A 22,867-nucleotide genomic window follows, 5' to 3' on the forward strand; every position below is an offset into this window, starting at 1 on the left:
ACGCATGCACTGCGACTAACGATGCAGTGTTTACTTGGCTGTCGTGGAGCCGGTTGCGGTGTTGTCCATCGCACCCGGAGCCGGGGCCTTTTCGGCCGACTGCATCTGCAGCGTCTTGAATTCCGGCGCTGCCTTCAGCGTTTCGGCCGTTTCCGAGGTCGTCAGCTTGACGCTGCCATCCGTCGTGTTCTGGGCCACGGTGATCTTGTCCATCGGCACGGCGACGTTCTTTTCGCCGATGCCAAGGAAGCCGCCGACACCGATCACGGCTGCGACGAGGCCGCCATCCTTCTTCATGATCAGGTCGTTGACGTTACCGATGCTTTCGTTCGTGCCGTTATAGACGGCCTGACCGATATAGGTGTTGGCGCTGACCTGATCCGCGGACTGCTCCGTCAGATAAGTGCCGCCGCCCGCCTGTGCGGTATCGGTGGTGGCAGCCGGTGCGGTCGCCTGTGCGGCATCACCTGCCGGCTTCATGGCATCCGGCTTCGGCGCTGCCGGGTCGGCCGGTGCCGACATGGACGGTGCGCTCGGCGAGGCCGGCTGGGTCGCGCTCTGCGAGAAAGCGACCGGTGCGAAGGCCGTGGCAAACAGGGCGCCAGCGGCAACGGTGGTGAGAAGTTTGCGTGTCATATCGTACCTACTTTCAGTGTCCTTGGGTGATCTCTGGCCAAGCTTTTCTCTTCTAGCGAGAGCTGTATCAGCTCGGCCGGTTCGTGAAGTAAATGAATGGGTTGGCTAATGGTTCCCAGAAAAATACACGCAGAAACTGACGGAATTTTCGGAACTTTTCAGGCGCCGGGACTGCGCGGGTGCAAGATCATCGCTCGCTCGCAACGCAAAAGGGCGCCCCGAGGGACGCCCTTTAAAACACATCCTGGAGGATGCCTTAGAGAATATAGGCCGCGTCGAATACGCCGCGGACACTGACGCCGAGCTCAAGCAGGGCCCCGGCATCCGGCTGGTTGGCGCGGGCTGCGTCGTCGAGGCCTTCCCAGGCGGTGGTGACCGCCAGCCGGTCCGCATCCGGGCCGATGAAGGCAGGGCAGGAGGGCTGTGCCGCGGGCACCTTGTAGCGGGCGATGCGCAGGCCATCGGGGCTATAGCGATCGACGGTGCCGGCGCCCCAGCGCGCGTTCCAGATATAGCCGTCGGCATCGACCACGGAGCCGTCGATCCCGCCATCTTCCTCCATGCTGTCGACAAGCACGATCGGCTCGCCGGTCGGCAGGCCGGTCTCGCGATCGACCATCACCCGCATCAGCCGGCTGAGATGCGTATCGGTGAAATAGCCGACCGAGCCATCGGGCGAAAAGCAGATCGAGTTTGGAATGGTGATGCCACCGAAGAGCTTCGTCACCTTGCCGCGTGCCACATGATAGATCGCGCCGGCCTGGGTTTCGGCCCGCTTGCTCATCGTGCTGATCCACAGGCTGCCCGAGGGATGCATGCGCCCGTCGTTGGATCGGTTTTCCGGCCGGTCGTTTTCGAGTGCCGCGTAAAATGTCAGGCCGCCGCTTTCGATATCGCGTACGAACAGGCCCTGCTCGGTCGCGAGCAGCTGCCGCTTGTCATCGATCCGCGCCAGCACGCTCGCCATGACAGGCAGCGCGTGCACCTTCTTCTCTTCGGTCGAGAGGTTCAGCTCGTGCAATTCCTTGCCGAGAATGTTGAACCACCAGATGGTATTGGTATCGGGATCGTAGGTCGGTCCTTCGCCCAGCACCGAATTGGTGCTCGACAAAGTCCGCCCCGCGAACTCATGAATGTCGGTCATACGCTCAAGCTCCCACTGCTGCGTCGTATGCGTAAATGGTTGCCTTGGCGCGCTCGGCAACCTCAGCGACAGTCATTCCCGGCTTGTAGATGCTCGTGCCGAGACCGAAGGCCAGGATTCCGGCCTTGGTGTATTCGGCGAAATTCTTGTCGGAGACGCCGCCGACAGCCGCGATCGTCAGCTCCGGCGGCAGGATGGCGCGGATAGCCGTGATGCCGGAGGGGCCAAGCACGCTGGCCGGGAAAAACTTCAGCCCCGTGGCGCCGGCGCGCGCCGCGGCAAGCGCTTCCGTGGGGGTGAAGACGCCGGGCATCGTCACCATGCCGTAGTCGCGGGCGCGGATGATCACGTCTGGCTCGACGTTCGGCGTCACCAGCAGCTTGCCGCCGGCGTTGTGGAGATTATCCACCGCCTCGGTGGTCAGAACGGTGCCGGCACCGATCAGCACGTCGGCGGGCGCCATCTTGGCGGCGATCTCGATCGACTTGAACGGCTCTGGCGAGTTCAGCGGGATCTCGATCGCGGTCAGGCCGTTTTCGATCAGCGCGCCGACGACGCCTTCGGTCTCCTCGGGCTTGATCCCACGCAGGATGGCGATCAGCGGGCGCTTCATGGCGGGGAAGGGGATGCGGTTCATCGCTCTGTTCTTTCTTGATTGGGCTTAGTTGGGCCAGATGGCGTTTGCGGCGGCCGAAAGGCCGGCAAGCACCGCCGTATCGGCATCGATGGTCGTGACGTTGAGCGAGAGCGCCTTGAAGGCGGTCTCGTAAAGCTTCTGCAGGCGGCCGGAGGCGACGAGCGCGATCGGCGTGTCGTTGGCCGCGTCGGCCAGCGCGCCGGAAATCTCCAGGCCGATTAGCGTGCCCGAAATCCGCGCCTGCGCCGCCGAAGCGGTCATGCCGTGCAGCAGCTGGCCGGAGCGGGCGGTGAACAACAGGTTGGTCGCCATCTGCGGCTGGCGGAAGGCGGTCGAGACCGATGCCTTGAAGGCGGAGTTGTCGGCCGGCGATTGCTCGGCTCCGGCAACCGCATGCGACAGGATCGTGTGCTTGGTGATCGCGTCGAACAGCTCGCCTGTCATGAAGGTGGAGAAGCCGATGACCTCACCCTCCTGCACATGCACCCATTTGGAATGCGTTCCGGGCATGCAGACGGCCTGCGCGCCGGTACTGTCAGGGCCGAGCGCGCCGAGCAGCTGGGTCTCTTCGCCGCGCATCACGTCGGGCGATGCCCGGTCGCGTTGGGCAAGGCCCGGCAGGATGCGGATGTCGCGGCTCTGGCCGGGCACAGGCACGGCCCCGGTCAGGATCGCCGAAAGCGACGTGGGCACGTCGACATAACCGGCCTCGACCCAGCCCTGCTTGGCACCGGCCATGCCGCAGACGATGGCGGGAATATCGGCGGGCGCTTCGACCTTGGCCAGATGCTTGGCCAGCACCTCGGCGAAGCCGGTTTTGGCCGCCGTCGTCATGCCCTCATCGCTGCGGCTTTCATTCAGCACGCTGCCATCGCTGCCGATCAGCCACAGCCGGAAGCTGCTCGTGCCCCAGTCGACCGCGATATATCGGGGTGTTGCCATCAGAAAATGCCTCCATCGACAATAAGGGACTGCGCCGTCACTGCGGAGGCGCCGTCGGATGCTAGAAACAGGCAGGGCCCGACAATGGCGTCGGCCTGCAAAACGCGTTTGATGCACTGCCGCTCGATCATCCCGGCAATGCCCTCTTCGGTGAGCCACAGCTTCATCTGCCGCTCGGTTACGATCATGCCCGGCAGGATGCAGTTGACGCGGATATTGTCGGGTCCGAGCTTGCCCGCCAGGCTCTTCGTCAGCCCGATGATCGCCGCCTTCGCCGTCGTGTAGGCCGGGAAGTCGGGCATGTTGAGCATGAAGGCTATAGACGACATGTTGATGATCGCCCCGCCGCCGGCCTCGCGCATCGATGGCGCCACCGCCTGCGCCGCGAAGAACACGTGCCGCAGATTGGTCGCCTGATTGTTGTCCCAGTATTCGGGCGTCACCTCATCGAAATCATGCCGGTCGTCGCGCGCCGCATTGTTGACGAGCACGCCGATCGGGCCGGAATGGGCGACGATCGCCTCGATGGTCGCACGGATCGCCGCGACATCGCGGAGATCCGCATGGTGGAAGCGCACCGGGTGCAGGCTGTCGCGCGACAGGCGGTCGACCAGCGCGTGGCTCTCGTCCTCGGCGATATCGATGAAGGAGACCTTGGCGCCCTGGCGCGCGAACCCCTCGACGATGGCGGCACCGATCCCGGAGCCGCCGCCCGTCACCACCACGCTTCGGTCCCTGAATTCGGGATATTGCGCTCCAAGCTCCGCCACCACTATCCTCCCGATAGTTCCATTATTCAGAACTCAATTTGACTATATGGAATTATCGGATTAGCCTTGGGTCTCTGTCAAGGCATGAGGACCAGCATGAGCGCGACTGATGGCGACATCATGGATAAAAATGAGTCTGCGGACAAACGTGAGACCGGCACGCTCGGCAAGCTGATGGTGCTGCTCGATATCGTCACGCACGCCGACAGCCCGATGCGTTTCACCGACATTCTCGCGGTCGCCGGCCAGCCGCGTGGCACGCTGCATCGCCAGCTTGGCCATCTCACCGAGGAAGGCCTCTTGGAAGTGCTGGCCGACGGCCGCTATGCACCTGGCCTGCGCCTTCTCGATCTCGCCTCGCGCAGCTGGGCGCGCAACGAATTCCGGCTGATCGCCGAGCCGCATCTGAACGCCCTGCAGCAGCTGACTGGCGAGACCGTGCATCTCGGTGTCCTGCGCGGTGCATCCGTTATCTATCTCGACAAGGTCGAGGGCAGCCAGCCCGTCCGGATGTATTCGCAGATCGGCAATGCCTCGCCCATCTATTGCACCGGTGTCGGCAAGGCGGCGCTCTCGGCGCTGCCGGACGAGCGGTTGGACGCGATCATATCAAGCGTCTCGTTCCAGCGATTCACGGAGCACACGTTGACGCCGGAAACGCTGCGCCGCGAGATCAGCGACATCCGCCACTCGGGCAATGCCTTCGACCGCGAGGAACACGAGGTCGGCATCCGCTGTGTGGCGGCACCCGTCTACTCCGAGGACCTTTCTTTCGTCGGGGGTGTTTCCGTCACCGGACCGGCCTATCGGCTGACATTCGAGCGCTTGGAGGAGTGGGCGCTGCCCGTCCGCCGGGCCGCCGAAAGCATCATGAGCGGCATGCGGATCGGCCTTGGCCCGCGCCGCTGACACCCTGCCAATTTGACAATTGTCAAATCTGGAGACGGTCCATCACCTTTCGTACAGAAATATGCCTATTTTCACGGTGTAGGCATATTGTGATTTTGTGAAGAATCATCACAATTGCCAGTTGTCAACCCCAAGTCCTGGGGTGTAGTGCCGTAGGCTATATTGACGGCGATGCTGCCGTCGGCGTGCGATCCAAGCATGCCGCTTACCACGTTTCTGATTTTTTGAGCTGATGTCACCATGAACCCTTTGCCGCACCAGACTTCCGTGAACGTATACGTAAATGAGGTATCGGGATTAAACACCCAGTTCGATATCTTTCGTTTCATGAAGAGGCTGACGGAAGCCTACCGGGTTCGCGCCTTCATGGTGCTCAATCTTCCCTCGGCCACCGCACGCGATCTGCAGAGCAACACCGTCATCACCAACTGGCCGGCCGAGCTTCTGTCGGCCTATGATCATGAGGCGCTGCTGACCAACAGTCCCGTCATGGGCAAGCTGCGCTCATCGACAGTGCCGTTCTTCAACGACCTGTCGAAAGCGAAGCTGGATCGATCGGACGGCAAGTCGGGTATTGTCATGGCCCTGTTCGAGCGCTTCCGCATGATGCGCTGCGCCTATTTCCCGACGCATGATCCCTCCGGCGCCCGCGGCGCGGTCTCCTTCTCCGGCGATCGCGAGCCCTTCGCGCCCGAGGAGATGCTGGAGCTTCATTATATCTCGACGCATGTCTTCGACAGGCTGGCCGAGATCCGCGCGCTCGACAACCGGGTGGTCGATGCCCTGACCGACCGCGAGATCGATTGTCTCAACTGGACCGCTGCCGGCAAGACGAGCGTTGAGATCGCCGACATCCTTGGCCTGTCCGAGCATACGGTCAATCACTACCTCAACCGCGCCACCAAGAAGCTCGACACGGTCAATCGCACGCAGGCCGTTGCCAAGGCGTTGCGCATCGGCCTGATCAAGTAGCTGCCCAAATACTGTGCGCTATTGTCGCGGCAGCCTAAAAATTGCGCCAGGGCGCCGGCAATCCAGCCTCGTTCGCTGCGGATAGGGCCAGATTCGGCGCCATTTCGAATTGGCACGCTTTCTGCTTCCTGATTGTCAGCGGTCCAGAGGGGACTTGGCAAAGACGCCATATTAAAGGCGCGACCTTCAACCCGCCGCTCGATCCCGGCAGCCTAGTGCGCTGGACATCGAGCGGCGGTTTGTTGTTTTTGGGATACGCCTCCCGGCCTATAAGCGCGGGCTCATGCATTTTTCCCTCAATTCTGACTGGTCTTTCAGATCTGACGCCCTAGAAACCCCTTATCCACTTGGGTGACCGTTGTGCCATCAGGGCGAAAGCCCGGCGGACTTGATGGCTCAGCGGTCTCCTTTGGAAACTCCCCTCGTTCCCGGCTATTGATCGTCACCGATTTTGTTTGGCGATCACTTCGCGCTCCTCTATCTACAGAGCCAGATAAGGGTGTGAGGACGATATGACTGAAGTCACCAAGGAACAGGTGCTGGAAACGCTGGCAACGGTGCGCGGCCCCGATCTCGAGCATAACATTGTCGAGCTCGGCATGGTCTCCGATGTGTTCATCTCGGATGGCAAGGTTTACTTCTCCATTACCGTCCCCGCCGAGCGCGCCAAGGAGCTGGAGCCGCTGCGGCTCGCCGCCGAGCGCGTCATCAAGGAAATGCCCGGCGTCAAGGGCGCCCTGGTCGCGCTGACGGCCGACAAGAAGGGCGCGCCCTCGGGCGCTGCCGCCTCCCGCACGCCGCCGCAGGCTGGCCATGGCCATGCCGGCCATGGTCATGAAGGCCACGCACACGCGCAGCCGCAGCAGCGTGCCGGCAAGATCGGCGTGCCTGGGATCGGCGCCATCGTCGCGGTCGCCTCCGGCAAGGGCGGTGTCGGCAAGTCCACCACGTCGGTCAACCTCGCGCTCGGCCTGCAGGCAAACGGCCTGCGCGTCGGCATTCTCGACGCCGATATTTACGGCCCGTCCATGCCGCGCCTCCTGCAGATTTCCGGCCGCCCGACACAGACCGATGGCCGCATCATCAATCCCATGGAGAATTACGGCCTCAAGGTCATGTCGATGGGCTTCCTCGTCGATGAGGAAACCGCGATGATCTGGCGCGGCCCGATGGTGCAGTCGGCTCTGATGCAGATGCTGCGCGAAGTCGCCTGGGGCGAGCTCGACGTTCTCGTCGTCGACATGCCGCCCGGCACCGGCGACGCGCAGCTGACCATGGCCCAGCAGGTGCCGCTCGCCGGCGCCGTCATCGTCTCGACACCGCAGGACCTGGCGCTCATCGATGCCCGCAAGGGGCTGAACATGTTCAAAAAGGTGGAAGTGCCGGTTCTCGGCATCGTCGAGAACATGAGCTACTTCATCGCCCCCGATACCGGCGCGCGCTACGATATCTTCGGCCATGGCGGGGCCCGCGCCGAAGCCGAGCGCATCGGCGTGCCCTTCCTCGGCGAAGTGCCGCTGACGATCAACATCCGCGAAGCCTCCGACGCCGGCACTCCGCTGGTCGCCAGCGAGCCGAACGGCATCGTCGCCGGCATCTATCGCGACATCGCCGCCAAGGTCTGGGCGCAGCTCGAGCAGAAGCCGCAGCGTGCCGCTCCCGCTATCGTATTCGAGTAAAGTGTGCCGTTTCAGGGCGTGCGGCTAGACTCCCAATTGCGGGCAAAATGTGATCAAACAACGCAGTTCACGTAAGATGTCTTGATTCTTGCGTGGGTTTCCGTCATATGGCGCGCCGTCGCCATGAGGGCGGCGTGTGCGAATGCTCGATGATAGCCAGCCCTGCAGCGGCGAATGCCAGCTGCATGTTCGGAGTTCTCTTGTCGATCGAAGGATTGGTGACTGCGATGCGGTTGAGCATAGTGCATACCCGAGCTTCGGCCGGCTATGACGGGATATTGATGAACATTCTTCAGCCGCTTTCGTTAATCTCGAAGACTTGCAGCTTGAGCGCCGCTTTTTCTGGCGCTTCGCGGAAGGTTTTTTGATGCGAACGGCGATGGCCCTCACAGCCCTGGATCACGGGAGACGCGCCCGGTGATCACTGCCTACTGCTCCAATTGCCAATCGGTCGAGCTCGGTGATCTCACCAAGGTCGAGACCATGCGCGACGATATCGTCTGGATCGACATGATCGAGCCGACGCGCGAGGAAGAGGCCTATGTCGAGAAGGCGCTCGGCATCGAGGTGCCGACCCGCGAGGACCTGAAGGACATCGAGCCCTCAGCCCGTCTCTATACCGAAGGCGACGCCGTCTTCATGACTGCCTCGCTGGTCTGGAAGGCCGAGACCGATGCGCCCGTCCTGACGGATGTTGCCTTCATCCTCGCTGGCAAGCGCCTGATCACCATCCGCTACGCGCAGCCCAAGTCCTTCGCGCTCTTCATCGCGGCCCTGCATCGCATTCCCGCCCACTGGCGCAATGGCGCCTCGCTGCTGGCCAAGCTGTTCGAGACCATCATCGATCGCACCGCCGAGATTCTCGAAATCTCGGTCGCCCGCATCGATATACTGTCGACCCACGTCTTCGGCGATCGCGCCAAGAAGGTCCGCAAGCCCTCGAACTATCTCGAGGAGAAGCTGCGCGATATCGCCGCCCATCAGCGTCTCGTCAGCAAGGTGCGCGACAGCCTGGCCTCCATGTCGCGGCTGATGACCTTCTTCTACAATGTCCCTGCCGTCCAGCAGGACCGTGCCACCAAGGAACTGTGCCGCACCGTCTCGCGCGATATCCAGTCGCTGAACGAGCACTCGTCCTATATCGCCGGCAACATCACCTTCCTGCTCGATGCATCGCTGGGTCTGATCAACATCGAGCAGAACTCGATCATCAAGATTTTCTCGATCGCATCGGTGGTCTTCTTGCCGCCGACGCTGGTCGCCTCCATCTATGGTATGAATTTTGAATTCATGCCGGAACTGCATTTCGCCCAGGGCTATCCCTATTCGCTCGGGTTGATGCTGGTTTCCGCCGTAATCCCCTTCTTCTTCTTCCGTTGGAAAGGCTGGCTCTGAAGAGCCTGTTTTTGTTTCATGTCCGCAGACAGCCATTCACACGACCAGAACATGAGCCCGCGCAAGCTCTTCTATCTTGCGCTGGGCTCTGTCGGCGTCGTCTACGGTGATATCGGTACCAGCCCGCTTTACGCGTTTCGCGAAGCGCTGAAGCCCGTCGCCGCCGATGGCCTCACCCGTTTCGAGGTCATCAGCGTCGTCTCGCTGATGATCTGGGCGCTGACCATCATCGTCACAATCAAATACGTCCTGCTTCTCTTGCGCGCCGACAACGAAGGCGAGGGCGGCACGCTGTCGCTGCTGGCGCTTCTGCTGAAGACCGCCAACGGCCACACCGCGCTTTTGATGATGCTCGGCCTCGTCGGCGCCGCACTCTTCCTCGGCGATGCGATGATCACGCCGGCGCTGTCGGTTCTGTCGGCCGTCGAAGGTCTGAAGCTCGTCGCGCCGCAGCTGAGCAGCTATATCGTGCCGATCTCGGTCGCCATTCTCGCCGTGCTCTTTGCCGTGCAGTCGCGCGGCACAGGAACGATGGCGCGCTATTTCGGGCCGATCACCGCGCTCTGGTTCATTGTGCTCGCCGTTGTCGGCATCTCGCACATCTCGGATGATTTCGGCATCCTCGCCGCCTTCAACCCCTATTATGCCGTGAGCTTCCTCATGCATGAGGGCTTCTTCGGGGTGATCGTGCTTGGCGCCGTGTTCCTGACCTTGACGGGCGCCGAAGCGCTTTACGCCGACCTCGGCCATTTCGGCCGCCGTCCGATCCAGTGGGCGTGGTTCGTGCTGGTCTTCCCGGCGCTGACGCTGAACTATCTCGGCCAGGGCGCGCTGGTGCTCGGCAACCCGCATGCCATGTCGGATCCCTTCTACCTGATGTTCCCGAAGTGGGCGCTGCTGCCGGCCGTTATCCTCGCCACCGCCGCCACCATCATCGCCAGCCAGGCGGTTATCACCGGCGCGTTCTCGCTGATCCGCCAGGCGATCAACCTCGGCTTCCTGCCGCGCATGGAAATCCTCTTCACCTCGGAGACCAACACCGGGCAGATCTTCGTGCCGTCGGTCAATCTGCTATTGTTCCTGGGCGTGATCTTCCTGGTCATCTCCTTCGGTTCGTCGGATTCGCTGTCCACGGCCTATGGTATCTCCGTCACCGGCGCCATGGTCGTGACCTCCATCATGGCCTTCGAGTTCGTGCGCGTCCGCTGGAACTGGTCGGTGCTGACGGCGACCGCCGTGCTGGCTCCGCTCTTCGTGCTGGAAATGATCTTCCTCGGCGCCAACCTCATCAAGATCCACGATGGCGGCTATATTCCTGTCCTCATCGCCACCGCCTTCGTCGTCGTCATGTGGACATGGCGTCGCGGCTCGGCGCTTCTGATGGAAAAGACCCGCCACACGGATATTCCGCTGGCCTCGTTCATCTCCTCGATCGAGCGCAAGAGTGATCACTCGCCGGCCCATGTCCCGGGAACCGCGATCTTCCTCACCAGCGATCCGGAATCCGCACCCGCGGCACTGCTTCACAATCTGAAGCACAACCACGTCCTGCACGACAAGAACGTGATCCTGACGATCCGCACGGTCAACAAGCCGCGCGTGCCGAGCGCCGATCGCTACAAGGTCGAGCAGATTTCCGAGCGCTTCTCGCGCGTCGAGCTTCTGTTCGGCTTCATGGAATCGCAGAACGTCTCGCAGGCGCTGGCGACCTTGCGCAAGACCGGCCTGAAGTTCGACATCATGTCGACCTCCTTCTATCTCGGCCGCCGCAAGCTGGTGCCGGACGCGAAGTCGGGCATGCCCTATTGGCAGGACCGCCTTTACATCGCGCTCGCCAACGCCGCCGCCAACCCGTCGGATTACTTCCGCCTGCCGGCCAACCGCGTGGTCGAGCTCGGCTCGCACGTCATCATCTGACGGCGCCGCCCATCCCTCGAAAGCCCGGCCCTCGCGCCGGGCTTTTGCGTTTCAGTGTCTATAAGCAAATGCTGTATCAATTGAGGGCGGCGTATTAACCAAGCATCAAGGTTAATGAGACATTTTTATCGGCATGTTCATGCGTCCCATGCCGGAGTCTGGTGTTGCGTCGAAATAGTCGTGTCCCTGGCAAATCACGCACCCCTGGTGCGTCGCGCCGCTTCGATAAGCTGCGCCCCTTGCTGCAAAGATGGAGTTCCCCCGCGCTCTTCGGCGTCTGCGCGTGGCTGGCGTTTCCCACCATGGCCTCGCATGCCGATCTGGCCGCTCTGCTGGCTGGCCTCGATCAGGGTCGCGAGAACTGGCGCATGGTGCTGACCAATTCTCCCGCCGGCTCCATCCACCAGGCCGAGCTCGCCTTCGCCGATCCCGATGTCACCGGCGCCATCGCATCCGGCGCCGGCATGGTGCTGCCCGATGGCCGCAAGGTCGCCTTCACTGCGGAGAACAAGGGCCACGAAGACACGCCCGATGAAGACCGCGTCAACCGCGCCACCAAGAAGGGTAGGGTGGTCGCCGTCGAGCGCGTGCAGCCGCCGAAGGATTTTTCCGCCGGCTCGATCCTGCAGCGCACCCGTCTTCTGTTTCAGCCGACCTTCAACCTGAAGGACAAGTCGGCCTTCGTGAAGCCGAAGATCCGCGGCAAGGAAATCGAGATCGCCACCAATTTCTATCGCAAGCAGCCGCCGAAGCCCGCAGCCGACATCTCGCCGATGCTGGCCGATCTCGTCACCAGCAACAAGTCCGACGTGCTGGCAACCGCCTTCGCCCCCGCCGCTCCCGATTATGCTCGCCAGTCCCCCTTCGATTCGATCTTGACGGAGAAGGCCGACAACGGCCGCTTCGTGCCGCAGATCGGCCCGAAGGATCACGCCTGGGCTGCCAGCATCCTACCGGCCAGCGTCTTCTCGCCGGCCGAGCAGCAGTGCCTGGCGTCAGGTATCTATTTCGAGGCGCGCGGTGAAACCGTGAAGGGCCAGGCGGCCGTCGCCCAGGTGATCCTCAACCGCGTGCGCAATCCGGCCTATCCGAAGACCATCTGCGGCGTCGTCTACCAGAACGAGGATTGGCGCAACCGCTGCCAGTTCTCCTTCGCCTGCGACAACATCAAGGACCGCGTGAACTCGCAGGCCCATTGGAGAATCGCTCGCGATGTGGCGATGGCGGTCACCGCCGGCCGCATCTGGCTTCCCCAGGTTGGCTCCGCAACCCACTACCACGCCGTCTATGTCCGCCCGAAATGGGCAAAGACCATGGAAAAGGTCGGCCGCATCGGTCTGCACGTCTTCTACCGCACCTATGGCGGCGGCTGGAGCTGACAAAAACCCGGTAAAAGGCGCGTTTTCGCGCCTTATTGCCGCGTCAGCCCTCGGATTCTTTCCCCCGATTCCGCCACAACCCGCCCGTATCGATCTAACCATATGTTTTTGATCGCTTATTTTATGGCTGGACATCGGCCTGCTACGCCTTGACTATGGATTTTGCTAAAACTATGTTGCGCGCGACTTCAAAGCGGGCCGGAAGGTTCTTCAGCCTTGGGGTCGTTGTCCGGTAAACCGGGGTAGCGGCGTAGCGGACGGCGGCAGGCGGAGGAGAGCACGATGGCGGATGACCGCGAGGAGAGTCTGGAAAAGCGCCGTGCGCAACTGGGAGCGGAACTCGCGACCAAGCGCATCGAGGCGGGGAAGGACGAGGCCGACGAGGCCCGCGCCGAGGTAAGCCGCAAGGGCTATGCCCAGGCGATGAAGCTTTCGAGCGAGTTCATTTCCGCAGTCGTGGTCGGCGCTGTCCTGGGCTATCTCTTCGACCGTTTTGTCGGCACTGCGCCTTGGGGATTGATCGTACTTCTTCTTCTTGGATTTGGTGCCGGCGTGCTGAACGTGATGCGCGCTGCGGGCAAGGTTGCGAAACCTGACCTCGATATGCGCGAAAGCGACCGGAAATAGGGCGGAACGTTCAGGCGTTCGATCCAGTGCAATAATCCCGTCTCGTGCGGGTATAAGATATAGAGAGAACAAGCGGTGTCTAACGATCCGACTCATCAGTTCCTGATCCAGAAGATTGTGCCGATCGAAATCGGCGGGATTGATTTCTCGTTTACGAACGCCTCGCTGTTCATGGCGGCTTCCGCTGCCGTGGCCGCCGGCTTCCTCTATTTCTCGACGTCGAACCGCGCCATCGTGCCGGGCCGCTCGCAGTCGGTCGCCGAAATGTCCTACGAGTTCATCGCGGGAATGCTGAAAGAGGGCGCCGGATCCAAGGGGATGAAGTTCTTCCCGCTGGTCTTCTCGCTCTTCATGTTCGTGCTGACCGCAAACCTGCTCGGCATGTTCCCATACTTCTTCACCATCACCAGCCAGATCATCGTCACCTTTGCTCTCGCTCTGCTCGTCATCGGTACGGTTCTGGTCTACGGCTTCTACAAACACGGCTTCCACTTCCTGAATGTCTTCGTGCCTCAGGGCGTTCCCGGCATCTTGCTGCCGCTGGTCGTCGCCATCGAAATCATCTCGTTCCTGTCGCGTCCGATTTCGCTCTCCGTTCGTCTCTTCGCCAATATGCTGGCCGGTCACATCACCCTTAAAGTGTTCGCGGGCTTCGTTGCCTCGCTTGGAGCCATGGGTGCTGTTGGTATCGGCGGCGCTGTTCTTCCCCTCATCATGACCGTCGCCCTGACGGGTCTCGAGTTCCTCGTCGCCTTCCTCCAGGCTTACGTCTTTGCGGTGCTGACTTGCATGTACCTCAACGACGCGATCCATCCGGGTGGCCACTAAGGGATACCGACATTGACGCCCGCGGGCGTCAGTCAATTCGCCGCAACAACCATTTCAAAGGAGTACAACATGGACGCGGAAGCAGCAAAATTCATCGGTGCAGGCCTCGCTTGCTTTGGTATGGCCGGTACGGCTCTCGGCCTCGGCAACATCTTCGGCAGCTACCTGTCGGGCGCCCTGCGCAACCCGTCTGCCGCTGACAGCCAGTTCGGCCGTCTGGTATTCGGCTTCGCCGTTACGGAAGCTCTGGGCATCTTCTCGCTGCTCGTCGCTCTCCTTCTGCTGTTCGCCGTTTAATTTCGGCGCACTGAGGGATCACGGCCTGCGAACAGCGAGCCGTGATCCTTTGTATTTGCAGTACACCTGGAGGTGAGCATGTTTTTTGTGACCCCGGCTTACGCTGAAGAAGCCCCGGCGGGAACCGCAGAAACTGGTGCAGCGACCGGTACAGACGCGCATGCTGCCCCGGCCGCAGGCGAGGTTCATACCGAGACCGGCGTGCCAGCCGAACACCATGGCGGCGTTTTCCCGCCTTTCGATACTTCGACGTATGCGTCCCAGCTGCTCTGGCTGGCGATTACCTTCGTCATTTTCTTCGTGCTCATGCAAAAGGTCATTGCACCGCGCATCGGCGGTATCCTCGAGCAGCGCCACACGCGCATTGCCCAGGACCTCGATGAGGCTGCACGCCTGAAGGCGCAGGCAGACGCAGACGTTGCTGCCTACGAAGCCGAACTCGCAGAAGCCCGCGCCAAGTCGAACGCAATCGGCACGGCAGCGCGCGACGCCGCCAAGCTCAAGGCCGAGGCCGACCGCCGCGCGGTCGAAGCCGCTCTGGGCGAAAAATTGAAGGCTGCGGAAGGCCACATCGCCGATATCAAGGCGAAGGCATTCGCGGATGTCGGCACGATCGCCGAGGAAACGGCAAAGGCCGTCGTCGAGCAGCTGATCGGTGGCACCGCCACCAAGGCTGAAGTCACGTCCGCCGTTACCGCGGCCAAGAAGGGAGCTTGATCGATGGAATTTGCACTGGACGCAACATTCTTCGCATTCGTCGGTCTCGTCCTGTTCCTGGCGCTGGTCGTCTACCTCAAGGTTCCCGGTATGATGGCGACGTCGCTCGACGACCGCGCCGATCAGATCCGCAACGAGCTGTCGGAAGCCAAGCGGCTGCGTGAAGAAGCCCAGCACCTGCTGGCCGAATATCAGCGCAAGCGCAAGGAAGCCGAAGCGGAAGCTGCCCATATCCTGGCAGCCGCCGAGCGCGAAGCGGAAATGTTCACCGCCGAAGCCAAGAAGAAGACCGAGGAATTCGTCGCCAACCGCACCGCGGTTTCGGAAGCGAAGATCAAGCAGGCCGAAGCCGATGCGATGAAGGCGGTTCGTTCCGCAGCCGTCGACCTCGCCATCGCCGCCGCTGAAACGGTTCTCGTCAAGAAGGCCGATGCCAAGGTTCAGTCCGAACTCTTCGGCAACGCCCTCGGCCAGGTAAAGACCCGCCTCAACTGAGATCGGTCCTATCGCATTTGAAAGCCCCGGTTCGCCGGGGCTTTTTGCGTTTTGGGGATGTTGTTCGTGGTAGCGGCTGAAACGACGTCCGAGGTGTCGCTTACTCGCCGTCGGTGACCTGGAACTGCTTGAGCCGCCCGAAGCTCATCCGATGCAGCGGGCAGGGGCCATGGCTGTCGATGCCGGCGCGGTGGCGCGCGGTGCCGTAGCCGGCATGCGCGGCGAAACCATAGGCGGGGAAGATCAGGTCGGCGCGGGTCATCATCCGGTCGCGCGTGACCTTAGCGACGATGGAGGCGGCGGCGATTGACACGGAGCGGGCATCGCCCTTTACGACGGCCTGGCCGGGGCAATCAAGCCCGGGAGGCACGTCGAGCCCGTCGGTCAGCACATAGCTTGCCGGTATCGAGAGGCTGAGGATTGCGCGGCGCATGGCATCGAGGCTCGCCTTGCGGATATCGGTTTCGTCGATGCGGCGCGAGCTGGATGAGGCGATCGCGACGGTCGCGGTGGCAAGGATCTGCTCGAACAGCTCTTCCCGTCTCTGCGCCGAAAGCTGCTTGGAATCGTTCAGGCCATCGGGGATGCGCTTGGGATCGAGAATGACGGCGGCGGCAACGACAGGCCCCGCCAGCGGCCCGCGCCCTGCCTCATCGGCGCCGGCAACCGGCCAATGGCCGGCCTTGCGCGCCTTCAGCTCCAGCCGGAAATCTGGAAGCAGCGGGACATCTTCGAAAAGCATGGGAGAATCGGGTGGCGTGCGACGTTTCATGCGGCTGAACTTCGCACGCCAACCCGATTTCCTGCAAGTCCCCGGATCAGGGCGGCGGGCCGGGGACTTGAGAACGGAAGGCCAGGGTCAGCCGTCCGTAAGGGAATGTCAGAGCATGTCGCGCAAAAGTGTGCAGCGGTTTTGCGACAACGACATGCTGCAAAACTAGAGCAGCGACAGCTGCACGCCGCTGCCATTGGGCGGCACGAACAGGTCGTCGCGTAAAGGCATGCTGCGGCGGGTCATGCCGAGCCGCTTCGTGGCCATCTCGAAGCGCCGGGCGATCTGCCACGCATAGGGACCGGCGCCCTTCATGCGCTTGCTGAAATCGGCGTCGTAGTCCTTGCCACCGCGCATCGAGCGCACCAGCGACATGACGTGCCGGTAACGATCAGGATAGTGCTGCAGCAGCCAGTCGCGAAACAGTGGCGACACCTCCAGTGGCAAACGCAGGATCACATAACCCGCTTCCGTGGCGCCGGCGGCATGCGCTGCATCCAGCACGCGCTCGATCTCATGGTCGTTCAGCGCTGGAATGACCGGCGCCATCATCACAGACGTGCGGATGCCGGCGTCGCTCAGCGCCTTCAGCGCATCGAGCCGCTTCGACGGGGTCGAGGCGCGCGGCTCCATCGTCCGCGCCAGCTTGCGATCCAGCGTCGTCACCGACAGCGATGCGCGCACCAGGTTCTTTTCCGCCATGCGCTGGAGGATATCGAGGTCGCGCAGGATGAGCGCCGACTTGGTGACGATCGAGACCGGATGGTTTGCCCGCTCCAGCACCTCGAGGATATCCCGCATTATGCGCCATTCCTTCTCGATCGGCTGGTACGGATCCGTATTGGTGCCGATGGCGATCACCCGCGGCTTGTAGCCCGGCTTTGCGAGCTCGCGCTCCAAAAGCTTGGCAGCATCCGGTTTGGCAAACAGCCTGGCTTCGAAATCGAGCCCCGCCGAGAGCCCCATATAGGCGTGCGTAGGCCGCGCGAAGCAATAGATGCAGCCGTGCTCGCAGCCGCGATAGGGATTGATCGAACGGTCGAAGGGGATGTCCGGCGATTCATTGCGGGTGATTGCCGTGCGCGGCTTTTCGATCTGCACCTCGGTCTTGAACGGCGGCAACTCTTCCAGCGTCTGCCAGCCATCGTCGAAGCCTTCGCGGCTCTGTGGCTCGAAGCGCCCGCTCGGGTTCAGCCCCGCACCGCGGCCACGCCGGCGGTCGACCTCGATCCTGAGGCCGGAAGAAACGATCATCGCGTCGGCAATATCCGCCGTATTGGCAGGCGCGAATGCGGCCTGCCCTGCAAGGGACTGTTCGTTCATCGGGTTTCTCCGTCGATGGAAGACTCGTCGTCCCCATCCGTTCTGGTGATTAAATTCCTATCGCTGAAATGAGAACAATGCAAGAACAAATTTGGAAAACTGTCGCTGGTAATGTTTTGTGCGTCGCACTATAAATGAGCAATGTTGACTGTCGTATTGGAATGCCGGGATCAGGAACCTGAGCTGGCGCAGACGTTATCGGTGTTGGTTGCTGGTGCCGTGGAGGGGCTGGTGAGCGACGTGGTGGTGCTCGACCACGGCTCGCGCGATGGCTCGTCCAAGGTCGCGGACGCCGCCGGCTGCCGCTTCCATCAGCATTGGGATATCAAGGACATACTGCGCTCGGCGCGCGGCGAATGGCTGTTGTTCGTCGAGCCCGGCGCGCGCCCGCAGAGCGGCTGGATCGACGAGATCGCCGAATATGTGGCGCTGAACAAGCTGCCCGCTCGCTTCACCGCCTCGCGCGGTTATCGCCGGCCTTTCTATCAGCGCCTGCGCCGTCTGGCGCCGCTGGAGCTTGGCCTGCTGCTGCCGAAAAAACATGCGCTGGCGACGGCGCGCAGCGGCATGCAGCTGGCGGAATTCGTCAAGGGGCAGAAGCTGCGCAAGCTATCGGCCGAGCTCATCCCGTCTTGGGTTGCGCGTTCGGCGCGGGGCTAGTCTCTTAAGCTCCGCGCTTCAGGTGCTCGTCGAGCCTGGGCATGATTTCCACGAAATTGCACGGCATGTGGCGATAATCGAACTGCGCCTTTAATATGCCGTCCCACGCGTCCTTGCAGGCGCCGGGCGATCCCGGCAGCACGAAGACGAAGGTGGTGCCGATCAGCCCCGCCGTCGCGCGCGACTGCACGGTGGATGTGCCGATCTTGTCCTGCGAGATACGGTGGAAGACAGCCGAAAAGCCATCCATGCGCTTGTCGAACAGTGGCTCCAGCGCCTCGGGCGTCACGTCGCGACCGGTAAAGCCGGTTCCGCCGGTGGTGATGATCACGTCGACATCCGCTTGCGCGGTCCAGGCCTGCACCTGCGCGGCGATCGCCTGCCGGTCGTCGGGCGCGATGGCGCGTGCGATCAGCCGGTGCCCGGCCTCCGAGATGCGCGCCGCCAGCGTATCGCCGGAGCGATCGTCTGCGGTGGTGCGCGTGTCTGAAACCGTCAGCACGGCAAATCCCACTGGAATGAACGGACGCGTGTCGTCAACGCCTGTCATCATCGTCTCCCGCCAATGTTTCGGTTGCCTCGAAATACCAGTCCGGCCGCTTGCCGTGAAGCGCCCGCGCTGCGGCCTTCGCTTCGTCCGCGCTTGCAAATATGCCGAAACACGTCGCGCCCGATCCCGACATCCGCACGAAGAGCGCGCCTTGATCGGAGAGCATATCGGAAATCTCGGCGATCTCGGGCAGCAAGGCGCGCGCCGGCGGTTCGAGATCGTTGCGCATGCCGCGCAGCGCGTCGAGCCAGGAAAGGCCCGGATCAACCACAAGTGCGCCGTTCGTCTTCGTCGCCAGCCGGCGGAACACGTCCGGCGTCAAAACCCCATTGAGCGGATTGGCGAGCACCATATGGAAAACCGGCAGGTCGCGCACCGTCTCGATCCGCTCGCCGATCCCGCGCGCAATCAGCGGCCGGCTCGCCAGACACATCGGCACATCGGCGCCGAGCTTGATGGCGATGGCGTCGATGGTCGCGGCGGACAAGGGAGTGCCCCACAACCGCATCAGCCCGCGTAGCGCCGCCGCCGCATCCGCCGAGCCGCCGCCGATGCCTGAGGCAATCGGCAGGTCCTTGCGCAGGTGGATACTCACGGGCGGTGCCGCTCCACCCGCCTCAAGCACGACCGCGCGCAGCGCATCGCGCGCCTTCAGCACCAGATTGGTGCCGCCATCTCCCGCAAGCGCGTCGCCGAAGCGGCCGGAGATATGAAATTCGTCGGTATCGGCAGGCGCGAAGGCCAGCCGATCGCCCGACCGCGTGAACGTCACCAGCATTTCGAGCAGATGATAGCCGTCGTCTCTCTGGCCCGTCACATGCAGGGCCAGATTGATCTTGGCAAAGGCATGCTCGCTGATCGCAACGCCGTCGGCGAAGCCTGTGTCAGCCATGGATGATCAGGTCTTCTTGTCGGCCGGCTTCGGGTCGACAGGGGCCGGATCGGGCATCTTCTTGTCGACGGTCTTGGCGTCGTCGGTCACGGCAGGCAGGCCGTTGGCGATCTTGTCCTTGATCTTCGGGATCTCGGCGGCCTCGGGCTCCGAGCCCAGCGCCCGGTTCCACTGGTAGACGGCTTCGAGCTTGCGCCCGACACGCCAGTAGGCATCGCCCAGATGGTCGTTGATCGTCGCGTCGCCGGCCTTGATCTGTGCCGCGCGCTCCAGTTCCTCGGTGGCGTCGTCGAACTTGCCGAGGCGGAAATAGGCCCAGCCGAGCGAATCGATGATGTAGCCATCGTCGGGGCGCAGATCGACGGCCTTCTTGATCATCTCCAGACCCTCGTCGAGGTTCTTGTTCATGTCGATCCAGGAATAGCCGAGATAGTTCAAGACCTGCGGCTGGTTCGGGTTGAGCTCAAGCGCCTTGCGGAAGCTCGGCTCGGCCTTGTCCCACTGCTTCAGCCGCTCATAGGCGATGCCGCGCTGGAAGAAGACAGTCCAGGTGTTCTTGCCCGGCAGCGGCCCGATCACATCGACAGCCTTGTCGTAGTTCTCGGCCATCGCCTTGTAGTCCTTGGCGTCGGAGAGAACGCTGCCATAGGCGAGGTAGCTGCGGATATCCTTCGGGTCCGACTGGATCAGCCCCTGCAGATGCGCACGGGCTTCGTCGACCTTGCCGCCTTCGGCCAGCGCCAGGCCAAGCTGCAGCTCGGAAATGCGGCTCATCGGCGAATTGTCGGGCACTTCCTTGTAGAGCGCGATGGCGCGGTCGAGCTGGCTCTGCTTTTCGGCGATGCCGCCGAGCATGACCAGCGCATCCGCGCTGTCAGGGTCGAGCGCGCGGGCGATCTGCAGGTAGAGCGAGACGATGTCTTCCGCCCCGTCGCGGTTCAGCGCGCCGGCAAAGGAGAACAGCACGCCGGCCGCACCCTGCTTGGCGGTCGTGATCTGCTGCACCTGCTTTTCGTCTTTGGTGATGCTCTGGCGCAGCGCATTGAGCGGCGCGTAGTTGGGCAGCAGGTTGTCGCCAACCGAAACCGTGTCGAGCGCCTTCTGCTTGTTGCCCTGCGTCGCTTCCAGGCGAGCGAGCGCCATGATGGCGCGCATGAAGGTATCGGGAGCAGTGGCAGCGCCATCCTTGTCGAGCACGGCGTCGTTCAGGTGCTTGCGCGCCGAGCGCACGTCGCCGTTGACGATGGCGATCGCGCCGGCATTGTAGTTCTGGAAGATGGCGAGCCACTCCGGCCCCTTCAGCTTCTCGACCTGCGACAGCGCATCCTTGCCCTTGCCGGCGCCCAGTCGTGCCCAGGCGGCCATCAGGTCGTTCATGACGCGGTCGAGATCGGTCGGGCCGGTGGTCTTCAGCGCGCTCTCGGCCGTCTTGTATTCGCCGCGGCGGATCGCATCGGCGCCGCGCACGATGGTGGAGAGTCGCTCGATGCTCGGATCGTTCTTCAGCTCGTTGGCGTAGCGCACGCTGTCCTTGATGTCGCCATTGAGCAGCAGCGAGATCATCAGGCGCTGGCGGATCTCCGGATTGCCGGGCTCGATCTGCAGCGCCTTCTTGTAGAGCTCGATTGCCGTTTCGTAATCGTGGTCGACATCGGCGGTGCGGGCGGCAAGCAATGCGCCGGAGAAGGTGTTGACGCTGTCAGGATCGAAGATCACGGTCGCGCTGGCGTCGTCCTTCTTGGCCGCGTCTTCGGCATTGGCGCCGCCGAGCACGCTCAGCGACAGAACTGCCGCAAGCGACGCGCTCGAAAGAAGACGTATGGCAAATTTCCGCCGCATTAGAAAACCTTTCGTGAGAACAGCCCACCAGCGTCGACTGCAAAATCAGTTGAGAAGACTGATTCACGACAGGATGGCTTTTTTGAAGCGACCCCGCAAGAAAATCAGCCTTGGACCAATGATCGTCGGTTAATTGACGCGCTCGATGCAGAAGTCGATGACTTCCATCAGTGCGGATTTCCATGCCGTATCGGGAAGCGGCGCCAATGCATCGCGTGCAATCGTGCCATAATGGACCGCCCGACCGATGGTATCGTTCAGCGTTCCGTACTTGGTGATCAGACCAAGTGCCTTTTCGAGGTTCTGATCGTTGCTTTCGCCACCCTCGATCGCCTTGCGCCAGAAGGCGCGTTCTTCCTCGGTACCGCGCCGGTAGGCAAGGATGACGGGAAGCGTGATCTTGCCTTCGCGGAAGTCGTCGCCGACATTCTTGCCGAGATCGGCAGCCTTGCCGCCGTAATCGAGAACGTCGTCGACCAGCTGGAAGGCCAGACCAAGGTTCATGCCGTAGGACTTCATCGCGTTGCGGCCGGCCTTGCCGGCATCCGCCACGATCGGGCCGACTTCGGCGGCGGCCGCAAACAGCGCCGCCGTCTTGGCACGGATGACCGAGAGATAGTCGTCCTCGGTGGTTTCCATGTTCTTGGCGACGGAAAGCTGCAGCACTTCGCCTTCGGCGATCACGCAGGCGGCGGACGAGAGGACGTCGAGCGCATCGAGCGAGCCGACGTCGACCATCATGCGGAAGGCCTGGCCGAGCAGGAAGTCACCGACGAGCACGCTTGCCTGGTTACCCCAGATCATGCGGGCGGTGGACTTGCCACGGCGCAGGTCGCTTTCATCCACGACGTCGTCGTGCAGCAGCGTCGCCGTGTGCATGAACTCGACCGCGGTCGCGAGCTTGATGTGGTTTTCGCCCTGATAGCCGTAGAGCGCGGAGGAGGCGAGCGTCAGCATCGGGCGCAGGCGCTTGCCGCCGGACGAGATCAGATGGTTCGCCACTTCGGGGATCATCTGCACGTCTGAACCGGCCTTAGAAAGGATCAACTGGTTGACCCGCTCCATGTCCGCCTTGGTTAGATCCACCAAAGGCTTGACGGATGCCAGTTTGTTTTTGCTTTCTTCAAGCGGTATGACCACGCCCAACGACCCGGACTCCTGTTCACTCATTGGATTTGACAATAGAAAGGGGCGGCTTGAGCGGCAAGAGGCGAAATTGCCACGTCGCGGAAAATTGAAAGGGATTTCACGGTAAATGCATGAACTTATCCGCGCCAACGATCCCGTGCTGCTCTCCTTCGCTGAAAGCCTGATGAAGGATGCCGGCATCCATTGCTTCATCGCCGATCAGGGCATGAGCATATTGGAAGGCTCGCTCGGCATGCTACCGCGCCGCCTGCTTGTCGAAGACGACCAGGCCGACCGCGCCCGCCGCATCCTCATCGACGCCGGCCTTGGCGACGAATTGCGCGAGCAGAAGTGAGCGA

Annotated in this window: 24 protein-coding genes; 13 read left to right on the forward strand and 11 right to left on the reverse strand. The window is 62.4% G+C overall.

The window, feature by feature from the left end:
- Positions 1 to 30 precede the first annotated feature (30 nt).
- From D460_RS0111015 to D460_RS0111035, 5 genes are all read right to left on the reverse strand, one after another.
- Positions 31 to 636: a PRC-barrel domain-containing protein gene (locus D460_RS0111015; protein ID WP_018898603.1), complete on the reverse strand. Its 606-nt coding sequence runs from the start codon at positions 634 to 636 to the stop codon at positions 31 to 33.
- 256 nt (positions 637 to 892) lie between these two features.
- Entirely contained in the window at positions 893 to 1,780 is an 888-nt protein-coding gene (locus D460_RS0111020; RefSeq protein WP_018898604.1) for an SMP-30/gluconolactonase/LRE family protein, read from the reverse strand.
- 4 nt (positions 1,781 to 1,784) lie between these two features.
- Positions 1,785 to 2,417: a 2-dehydro-3-deoxy-6-phosphogalactonate aldolase gene (locus D460_RS0111025; protein ID WP_018898605.1), complete on the reverse strand. Its 633-nt coding sequence runs from the start codon at positions 2,415 to 2,417 to the stop codon at positions 1,785 to 1,787.
- Between the two features lie 24 nt (positions 2,418 to 2,441).
- A complete protein-coding gene (locus D460_RS0111030; protein WP_018898606.1) occupies positions 2,442 to 3,359 on the reverse strand; it encodes a 2-dehydro-3-deoxygalactonokinase in 918 nt (305 codons plus the stop codon).
- Positions 3,359 to 4,129, reverse strand: a complete 771-nt coding sequence (locus tag D460_RS0111035) for an SDR family oxidoreductase (protein ID WP_018898607.1) — start codon at positions 4,127 to 4,129, stop codon at positions 3,359 to 3,361. Before D460_RS0111035 ends, D460_RS0111030 begins: the two co-directional genes overlap by 1 nt.
- A gap of 96 nt (positions 4,130 to 4,225) precedes the next feature.
- On the opposite strand from D460_RS0111035, the gene D460_RS0111040 reads away from it, so the two are divergent.
- From D460_RS0111040 to D460_RS0111100, 11 genes are all read left to right on the forward strand, one after another.
- On the forward strand, positions 4,226 to 5,038 hold the full coding sequence (locus D460_RS0111040; RefSeq protein ID WP_018898608.1) for an IclR family transcriptional regulator: 813 nt from the start codon (positions 4,226 to 4,228) through the stop codon (positions 5,036 to 5,038).
- A 240-nt stretch (positions 5,039 to 5,278) separates the two neighbouring features.
- Entirely contained in the window at positions 5,279 to 6,010 is a 732-nt protein-coding gene (locus tag D460_RS0111045) for an autoinducer binding domain-containing protein (RefSeq protein ID WP_026283024.1), read from the forward strand.
- Positions 6,011 to 6,522: 512 nt separating this feature from the next.
- Entirely contained in the window at positions 6,523 to 7,689 is a 1,167-nt protein-coding gene (gene apbC, locus D460_RS0111050) for an iron-sulfur cluster carrier protein ApbC (protein WP_018898610.1), read from the forward strand.
- A gap of 417 nt (positions 7,690 to 8,106) precedes the next feature.
- The gene (corA, locus tag D460_RS0111065) at positions 8,107 to 9,084 is read left to right on the forward strand and encodes a magnesium/cobalt transporter CorA (protein WP_018898613.1); all 978 of its coding nucleotides are present in this window, start codon (positions 8,107 to 8,109) and stop codon (positions 9,082 to 9,084) included.
- Between the two features lie 18 nt (positions 9,085 to 9,102).
- The gene (locus D460_RS0111070; RefSeq protein ID WP_018898614.1) at positions 9,103 to 11,001 is read left to right on the forward strand and encodes a potassium transporter Kup; all 1,899 of its coding nucleotides are present in this window, start codon (positions 9,103 to 9,105) and stop codon (positions 10,999 to 11,001) included.
- 302 nt (positions 11,002 to 11,303) lie between these two features.
- Entirely contained in the window at positions 11,304 to 12,380 is a 1,077-nt protein-coding gene (locus D460_RS0111075; RefSeq protein WP_018898615.1) for a cell wall hydrolase, read from the forward strand.
- 282 nt (positions 12,381 to 12,662) lie between these two features.
- Positions 12,663 to 13,007 (forward strand): F0F1 ATP synthase assembly protein, encoded by a 345-nt coding sequence (locus D460_RS0111080; protein ID WP_018898616.1) that lies wholly within the window; start codon positions 12,663 to 12,665, stop codon positions 13,005 to 13,007.
- Between the two features lie 75 nt (positions 13,008 to 13,082).
- Positions 13,083 to 13,835 (forward strand): F0F1 ATP synthase subunit A, encoded by a 753-nt coding sequence (locus tag D460_RS0111085; RefSeq protein ID WP_018898617.1) that lies wholly within the window; start codon positions 13,083 to 13,085, stop codon positions 13,833 to 13,835.
- Positions 13,836 to 13,904: 69 nt separating this feature from the next.
- Positions 13,905 to 14,132 carry a F0F1 ATP synthase subunit C gene (locus D460_RS0111090; protein WP_015338972.1) on the forward strand — a complete coding sequence of 76 codons (228 nt, stop codon included), beginning with the start codon at positions 13,905 to 13,907 and terminating at the stop codon, positions 14,130 to 14,132.
- 78 nt (positions 14,133 to 14,210) lie between these two features.
- The gene (locus D460_RS0111095; protein ID WP_018898618.1) at positions 14,211 to 14,849 is read left to right on the forward strand and encodes a F0F1 ATP synthase subunit B; all 639 of its coding nucleotides are present in this window, start codon (positions 14,211 to 14,213) and stop codon (positions 14,847 to 14,849) included.
- Between the two features lie 3 nt (positions 14,850 to 14,852).
- Positions 14,853 to 15,344, forward strand: coding sequence for a F0F1 ATP synthase subunit B (locus D460_RS0111100; RefSeq protein WP_018898619.1), 492 nt, complete (start codon positions 14,853 to 14,855; stop codon positions 15,342 to 15,344).
- Between the two features lie 100 nt (positions 15,345 to 15,444).
- Here the strand turns inward: D460_RS0111100 and D460_RS0111105 are convergent, their stop codons facing one another.
- Complete coding sequence (locus D460_RS0111105) at positions 15,445 to 16,116, reverse strand: ribonuclease HII (protein WP_026283026.1); 672 nt, start codon at positions 16,114 to 16,116, stop codon at positions 15,445 to 15,447.
- A gap of 165 nt (positions 16,117 to 16,281) precedes the next feature.
- Complete coding sequence (locus D460_RS0111115; protein WP_018898622.1) at positions 16,282 to 17,439, reverse strand: PA0069 family radical SAM protein; 1,158 nt, start codon at positions 17,437 to 17,439, stop codon at positions 16,282 to 16,284.
- Between the two features lie 141 nt (positions 17,440 to 17,580).
- On the opposite strand from D460_RS0111115, the gene D460_RS0111120 reads away from it, so the two are divergent.
- Positions 17,581 to 18,099, forward strand: a complete 519-nt coding sequence (locus tag D460_RS0111120; RefSeq protein ID WP_026283027.1) for a glycosyl transferase — start codon at positions 17,581 to 17,583, stop codon at positions 18,097 to 18,099.
- A 4-nt stretch (positions 18,100 to 18,103) separates the two neighbouring features.
- Here D460_RS0111120 and moaB read toward each other — a convergent pair whose 3' ends face one another.
- The 4 genes from moaB to D460_RS0111140 form a co-directional block, all read right to left on the reverse strand.
- The gene (moaB, locus tag D460_RS0111125; protein WP_018898624.1) at positions 18,104 to 18,649 is read right to left on the reverse strand and encodes a molybdenum cofactor biosynthesis protein B; all 546 of its coding nucleotides are present in this window, start codon (positions 18,647 to 18,649) and stop codon (positions 18,104 to 18,106) included.
- The gene (locus D460_RS0111130; RefSeq protein WP_018898625.1) at positions 18,636 to 19,541 is read right to left on the reverse strand and encodes a 4-(cytidine 5'-diphospho)-2-C-methyl-D-erythritol kinase; all 906 of its coding nucleotides are present in this window, start codon (positions 19,539 to 19,541) and stop codon (positions 18,636 to 18,638) included. Before D460_RS0111130 ends, moaB begins: the two co-directional genes overlap by 14 nt.
- Before the next feature lie 6 nt (positions 19,542 to 19,547).
- Positions 19,548 to 21,380, reverse strand: a complete 1,833-nt coding sequence (locus tag D460_RS0111135) for a tetratricopeptide repeat protein (protein ID WP_018898626.1) — start codon at positions 21,378 to 21,380, stop codon at positions 19,548 to 19,550.
- Positions 21,381 to 21,509: 129 nt separating this feature from the next.
- Positions 21,510 to 22,526 (reverse strand): polyprenyl synthetase family protein, encoded by a 1,017-nt coding sequence (locus D460_RS0111140; protein WP_018898627.1) that lies wholly within the window; start codon positions 22,524 to 22,526, stop codon positions 21,510 to 21,512.
- 109 nt (positions 22,527 to 22,635) lie between these two features.
- Between D460_RS0111140 and D460_RS0111145 the strand changes: the two genes are divergently transcribed.
- Positions 22,636 to 22,863 (forward strand): DUF2007 domain-containing protein, encoded by a 228-nt coding sequence (locus D460_RS0111145; RefSeq protein WP_018898628.1) that lies wholly within the window; start codon positions 22,636 to 22,638, stop codon positions 22,861 to 22,863.
- Positions 22,864 to 22,867: the final 4 nt, after the last annotated feature.

The organism is Rhizobium sp. 2MFCol3.1 (assembly GCF_000377565.1).
Taxonomy (GTDB): Bacteria; Pseudomonadota; Alphaproteobacteria; order Rhizobiales; family Rhizobiaceae; genus Rhizobium.

Coding starts and splice junctions, on each gene's coding strand:
- D460_RS0111040 (WP_018898608.1), top strand. CDS start 4,226: ATGAGCGCGACTGATGGCGACATCATGGATAAAAATGAGTCTGCGGAC.
- D460_RS0111100 (WP_018898619.1), top strand. CDS start 14,853: ATGGAATTTGCACTGGACGCAACATTCTTCGCATTCGTCGGTCTCGTC.
- D460_RS0111075 (WP_018898615.1), top strand. CDS start 11,304: ATGGCCTCGCATGCCGATCTGGCCGCTCTGCTGGCTGGCCTCGATCAG.
- apbC (WP_018898610.1), top strand. CDS start 6,523: ATGACTGAAGTCACCAAGGAACAGGTGCTGGAAACGCTGGCAACGGTG.
- D460_RS0111015 (WP_018898603.1), bottom strand. CDS start 636: ATGACACGCAAACTTCTCACCACCGTTGCCGCTGGCGCCCTGTTTGCC.
- D460_RS0111025 (WP_018898605.1), bottom strand. CDS start 2,417: ATGAACCGCATCCCCTTCCCCGCCATGAAGCGCCCGCTGATCGCCATC.
- D460_RS0111030 (WP_018898606.1), bottom strand. CDS start 3,359: ATGGCAACACCCCGATATATCGCGGTCGACTGGGGCACGAGCAGCTTC.
- D460_RS0111120 (WP_026283027.1), top strand. CDS start 17,581: ATGTTGACTGTCGTATTGGAATGCCGGGATCAGGAACCTGAGCTGGCG.
- D460_RS0111020 (WP_018898604.1), bottom strand. CDS start 1,780: ATGACCGACATTCATGAGTTCGCGGGGCGGACTTTGTCGAGCACCAAT.
- moaB (WP_018898624.1), bottom strand. CDS start 18,649: ATGACAGGCGTTGACGACACGCGTCCGTTCATTCCAGTGGGATTTGCC.
- D460_RS0111135 (WP_018898626.1), bottom strand. CDS start 21,380: ATGCGGCGGAAATTTGCCATACGTCTTCTTTCGAGCGCGTCGCTTGCG.
- D460_RS0111105 (WP_026283026.1), bottom strand. CDS start 16,116: ATGAAACGTCGCACGCCACCCGATTCTCCCATGCTTTTCGAAGATGTC.
- D460_RS0111130 (WP_018898625.1), bottom strand. CDS start 19,541: ATGGCTGACACAGGCTTCGCCGACGGCGTTGCGATCAGCGAGCATGCC.
- D460_RS0111080 (WP_018898616.1), top strand. CDS start 12,663: ATGGCGGATGACCGCGAGGAGAGTCTGGAAAAGCGCCGTGCGCAACTG.
- D460_RS0111095 (WP_018898618.1), top strand. CDS start 14,211: ATGTTTTTTGTGACCCCGGCTTACGCTGAAGAAGCCCCGGCGGGAACC.
- D460_RS0111045 (WP_026283024.1), top strand. CDS start 5,279: ATGAACCCTTTGCCGCACCAGACTTCCGTGAACGTATACGTAAATGAG.
- D460_RS0111115 (WP_018898622.1), bottom strand. CDS start 17,439: ATGAACGAACAGTCCCTTGCAGGGCAGGCCGCATTCGCGCCTGCCAAT.
- D460_RS0111145 (WP_018898628.1), top strand. CDS start 22,636: ATGCATGAACTTATCCGCGCCAACGATCCCGTGCTGCTCTCCTTCGCT.
- D460_RS0111070 (WP_018898614.1), top strand. CDS start 9,103: ATGTCCGCAGACAGCCATTCACACGACCAGAACATGAGCCCGCGCAAG.
- D460_RS0111090 (WP_015338972.1), top strand. CDS start 13,905: ATGGACGCGGAAGCAGCAAAATTCATCGGTGCAGGCCTCGCTTGCTTT.